Consider the following 4,412-nt stretch of genomic DNA (forward strand, 5'->3'; position numbering starts at 1 on the left):
CTCCATGGTGGCGCGCAAGATCTCGCCGGCCCTGGCGGCGGGCTGCGCGATCGTGCTCAAACCTGCTGAACAGACGCCGCTCGTGGCAGGTGCAATATTTGCCCTCGCGCAGCAAGCCGGCTTTCCTGACGGCGTTGTCAACCTGGTCTATGCGTCCGAAGGTGATCGCGTGGGGCCGCGAACTCTGCTCCAATGCCAAGGTCCGAAAGATCAGCTATACAGGCTCCACTGAGGTTGGCCGACTGCTCATGCGCCAGTGCTCGGACCAGATCAAGAAGGTCAGCCTCGAGCTCGGCGGCAATGCGCCCTTCATCGTCTTCGACGACGCGGATATTGACGCTGCCGTTGACGGCGCGATCCAGGCGAAGTTCCGCAATGCCGGCCAGACTTGCGTTTCATCGAACCGGCTTTACGTCCAATCGAGCGTTCACGATGAGTTCGTCGAGAAGTTCGTGGAGAAAGTCCGGCACTTATCGGTTGGCGACGGCTTCGCTCCGGGAGTGGACGTCTGACCACTCATCGACATGCATGCTTTGGCCAAGATCGAGTCCCACATCGCAGATGCCGTTGCCAAGGGTGGGATAATCGATGCGGGGCCAAACGTATCGGCAAGGATGGCACCTTTTTCAAACCCACAGCCTTCACCGAGATCTCCAGCATCATGGCGGTTGCGCAAGAGGAGACTTTCGGGCCGTTGGCGCCGATCATCCGCTTCCACGATGCGGATCAGGTTGTCTGTGAGGCAAACGACACGATTTACGGGCTCGCCGCCTATTTCCATGCCTCGAACCTGAGGCGTGTCTGGCGCGTGGCCGAGGCATTGGAATATGGCATGATTGGCATCAATACGGGGCGTATGTCTTCGGATGCGGCGCCCTTTGGCGGCATGAAGCAGTCCGGCATCGGGCGGGAGGGTTCCCGCCACGGGCTCGAAGACTACCTCGAAATGAAGTACCTCTGCATGGGTGGAATCTAAATGACGTCGCCCCGAGTTTCTCCAGTTTTGGGTTCGTTTCCGGCGTGGGTTGTGCGCTGCTGGGCGGGTGAAGCGACGGGGGCTGGCGCGGAGCCTTTCGCATAGCGCAGCGCGAGCGACCGTCGCGGATTGAAGGTGGTGGCGAACTTGGCCGGTGTCTGCCAGGCGATTTGGGAGTGCGGCCGCGCGGTGTTGCAGTCGGCGCGCCACAGGCGATAGCGATGCTTGCCATGCGCATGGAATGCCATTCGACCGGTTCTGATCCGCGCAGGAGAGGATGGCGTTCGAGATGAACTGGCTGGCATTATCACTGACCAGTGATGAGCCGGTCAATTCCCGGGCAACCAAGTGCCCTCGACCGTGCTGAATAGTGCGCCTTTGCCATACCGGCGGATTAGCGCGGCCGACCTTACTTCGGCATGATGCGAGCAATTTCTGCACCAGGCGCGCAACGTATGCCACTCCCTCAGATCGCCCAGCGATACGTCTGGGCCTGCATGTTTGCTGCCTTCTGCGATGGCTTGCCGACACTTTCGGCTCGCCGGGTGTGATGATCTTCTTCTGCGTCTTTCCCTCTCGGCGATATTGCCGTTCGGCCGTCCCGACCAAGGCCAAACCTCGGGCCGTTTTCCCGTTCCCGGGTCGAGCTTGAACGTCTCGTCGATGATGTTCTGGCGTGCTGCGAGCTCAACGCCGAGGCGCTTGGCATCGATGCATGGCACGACATATTGCGGCGGTGTCGCACGTGTTCGACGGTTTGGGCTTCAGGATCGTGCGGATGGGCCACGCTTTTCTGGCGGCGCGAAACACGGGCAATGCGCGTTCAAAACCTGACAAAGGCAGAAACTTGTCAGGTTCAATCCAACCGCCATCCGGGCACTGCGGAGGTTTTTCAAAGCATATTCATGCACTTGCGCGCTGAGCCCGCTGGCATGGACCTTGCAACGCTTGCAGCAGGACGGTATGCAATGGAGCAGACGAGGATGTTCTCTCCCCTGAACCGTGTGCCGTCTCTGAGAGGGAAATAAGCTCGTGCAGAAAATCTCACAACCTTTGACAACGGCTTTGGAGAACAACGTGGTGTTGCAGATCGAGTCCCCGGCTCCTTCGATTCAAGCGGAAACCTGGCTGCGTGGCGAGCCCCTCACCAGCTTCGAGCCCGGCAAAGTGTACATCGTCGAATTTTGGGCAACTTGGTGCGGTTCGTGTGTGGACGGGATGCCCCATCTGATGCAGCTGCAGGAGAAATACAGGGAAAGCGGCGTTGAGATCGTAGGAGTCGCGGCTAGTGAACGCGCTCCAACGGCCGATGAGGCCCGAAGCACGTTGGACGCTTGGTTGACGGAAAAGTTCCCGAATCTGAACTATCGGATCGCATTCGACTCCACAGGCGAAATGGACAAGCTTTGGATGGAGCCCAGCTTTTCTTTCTGGATTCCCACCAGTTTCGTGGTCGACCGAGACGGCTGCATCGCCTTTATTGGTGAACCGACGGAACTCGATGAGGTCTTGCCGAAGGTGCTTAACGGCAGCTGGCGCACCAGCGATCAGGCAAAATCCGCCGATGCGGAGCGGATCGCGGAAGGCGAACCCATAGCGCGCGAACAAGCGCTGAAGAAGCCGATCAAGGACAGATATCGGGCGGCGGTGGAGAAAAAGGATTGGAAGACGGCGCTCTCGGCGATCGAAGAAGGCATCGCCTTGATGCCGGACAACCTCGGTTTCCGCCGTTCTCATGTGAATCTGTTGCTTCACAAAATGAAGGACATGCAGGTCGGCTTGCCCGTCATGCGCCAATTCGTTCGCGACGCGATCAACAGAAACTCCGAGAATTGGATGGTTGCGGCGTTAGACGAGCTCTTCTTTCCGAACCTTGACCATTCGCACTTTCCGTCTGCTGAGCGCTTGGCGATGGGAAAACAGCTGTCCGAACACATCCTGGCACTGAATCCCCCGGAAAGCGACAAACGTAAGCTCCTGCCTTATCGTTTGGCAGCCCTGTACTATCACGAGAGCGGCAACAAAGATCGGGCGATCGAGTTGATCGAGATGGCATTGAAATCGCAGGGCGGTCCGGAGCGTATCCGGGACCAAGATGAACAGGACGAAATATCGCATTTGCTGCAGTTCCTGGCCTACTTCAAGGGTGAGAAGGTTTGTTACGGCGCTCTGTGTGCGGCTCCAAACAATGGCCGATTCGACAGTTGGTATACCGTTTGCGGCTGACCGCCAGCTTATGTGAGGGACAGAATTGGCCGGGCGGACAGCTCTTGATGCGAACGGCGCAAACCCCCGCCCGGCTTGCGAAATCACCTGGGCCGCTCTTTTGGACCTAAGTCCGAAGGACTGCGGCCTTCTACGATGCCCGCCTTTGTTTAGGCGGGCTATGAGCTGAGCTACGGGTTTTGCCCGCTTCTAACCGTTCGCCAGCCTAGCGCAGGTGCCTCTCAACACCTCCACCACACCAAGGTTTCATGCGGGTAGCGAATTCGATCTTGGCGGCATGGCCATTAAGCACATGGGATGGCCTCGCTGGCGGCATGCCTGTGATCTGGTGCTGCAGCCCACGCTTGCCTCCGCCAGCGGTTCGATGAGGCAGCCTGTCGCACAATTGATATCAGGACTTCAATGCCGGAACACCGGCGCCACCCTCAATTCAATAAATGAGGTGTCGCGCACCACGGTTGGCTGCTTGATCCAGGCAATTCCGGCCGCCGTCATCCTCAATGAGGTGACCTCGACCAGAGCCTCGGCCTTGAATGGCATGATCGAGGTGCATGGGTGCGGCCACCGTCATTTTCGTCAATCCGAACGGGATTTCTTGCAACCGCTTTGCGGCTTTATCCAACACGCCAAGGGCCGCGCTGTCGACAGGTGGCGCGAGCTTGGCGCCGAGGCGTCCACGTCAACAGATTCTTCTGACAATCGGGACTTGTACGATCACCCCAGGGGGGCGAGAGCCCATGACGATCATCGTCGCGCCGGCCGCGATCTGAAGCAGGCGTCGGCGCGCCTCCCGCCTATCTTCTGGCGAGGCTTCGGTGAAAGACGCCGATGGCGGAACGGAAACACCAGGACCGGCTGAATAGATCCCGAGCTGTGCGATCGCGTTCGGCCAAGTTGAGGAAAGCGAGCTGAATGCAGGACTTTGCACGCTAGCACCGCGTTGCCGGGCCATATAAGAGATTTGGCCCGGCGCGAGAAGCGGCACTCGTGGCCAAAGAACGGGATCGCACCGGCCGCCACGCTGTCAAAATGCCGAAGTTGTGATCCGGCACGACGCTTAGCTTCTTCCCGCTCTTTGGCGATGAAGCGTTCCAGCGTGTGAATCTTGAGCACACCTGAAATCACTTCGTCGCCGAGAACCAACGCCGGCGTGACGTTGATGTACAGCTCCTTGGCGAGCGCGCAATTGCGCTCGAGGACGTTTTCGATG

The 4,412-nt window shown here is 58.9% G+C and carries 2 protein-coding genes and 3 pseudogenes; 2 read left to right on the plus strand and 3 right to left on the minus strand.

Annotated features, from left to right (window positions below):
- Nucleotides 1-976: pseudogene (locus EN781_RS27110) on the plus strand (aldehyde dehydrogenase family protein); the annotation flags it as partial.
- On the opposite strand, the pseudogene EN781_RS27115 reads toward EN781_RS27110, so the two are convergent.
- Nucleotides 973-1,294, minus strand: a pseudogene (locus EN781_RS27115) (hypothetical protein); the annotation flags it as partial. The pseudogenes EN781_RS27110 and EN781_RS27115 overlap by 4 nt on opposite strands.
- Nucleotides 1,295-2,008: 714 nt before the next feature.
- Here EN781_RS27115 and EN781_RS27125 point away from each other — a divergent pair.
- Nucleotides 2,009-3,202 carry a TlpA disulfide reductase family protein gene (locus EN781_RS27125; protein ID WP_245460610.1) on the plus strand — a complete coding sequence of 398 codons (1,194 nt, stop codon included), beginning with the start codon at nt 2,009-2,011 and terminating at the stop codon, nt 3,200-3,202.
- Nucleotides 3,203-3,601: 399 nt separating this feature from the next.
- On the opposite strand, the gene EN781_RS34530 is transcribed toward EN781_RS27125, so the two are convergent.
- Both EN781_RS34530 and EN781_RS34535 read right to left on the minus strand, forming a co-directional pair.
- Nucleotides 3,602-3,742 (minus strand): hypothetical protein, encoded by a 141-nt coding sequence (locus tag EN781_RS34530; protein ID WP_164746818.1) that lies wholly within the window; start codon nt 3,740-3,742, stop codon nt 3,602-3,604.
- A gap of 204 nt (nt 3,743-3,946) precedes the next feature.
- Nucleotides 3,947-4,412, minus strand: a pseudogene (locus EN781_RS34535) (hypothetical protein); the annotation flags it as partial.

It is taken from the genome of Mesorhizobium sp. M4A.F.Ca.ET.090.04.2.1, from assembly GCF_003999085.1.
Classification (GTDB): domain Bacteria; phylum Pseudomonadota; class Alphaproteobacteria; order Rhizobiales; family Rhizobiaceae; genus Mesorhizobium.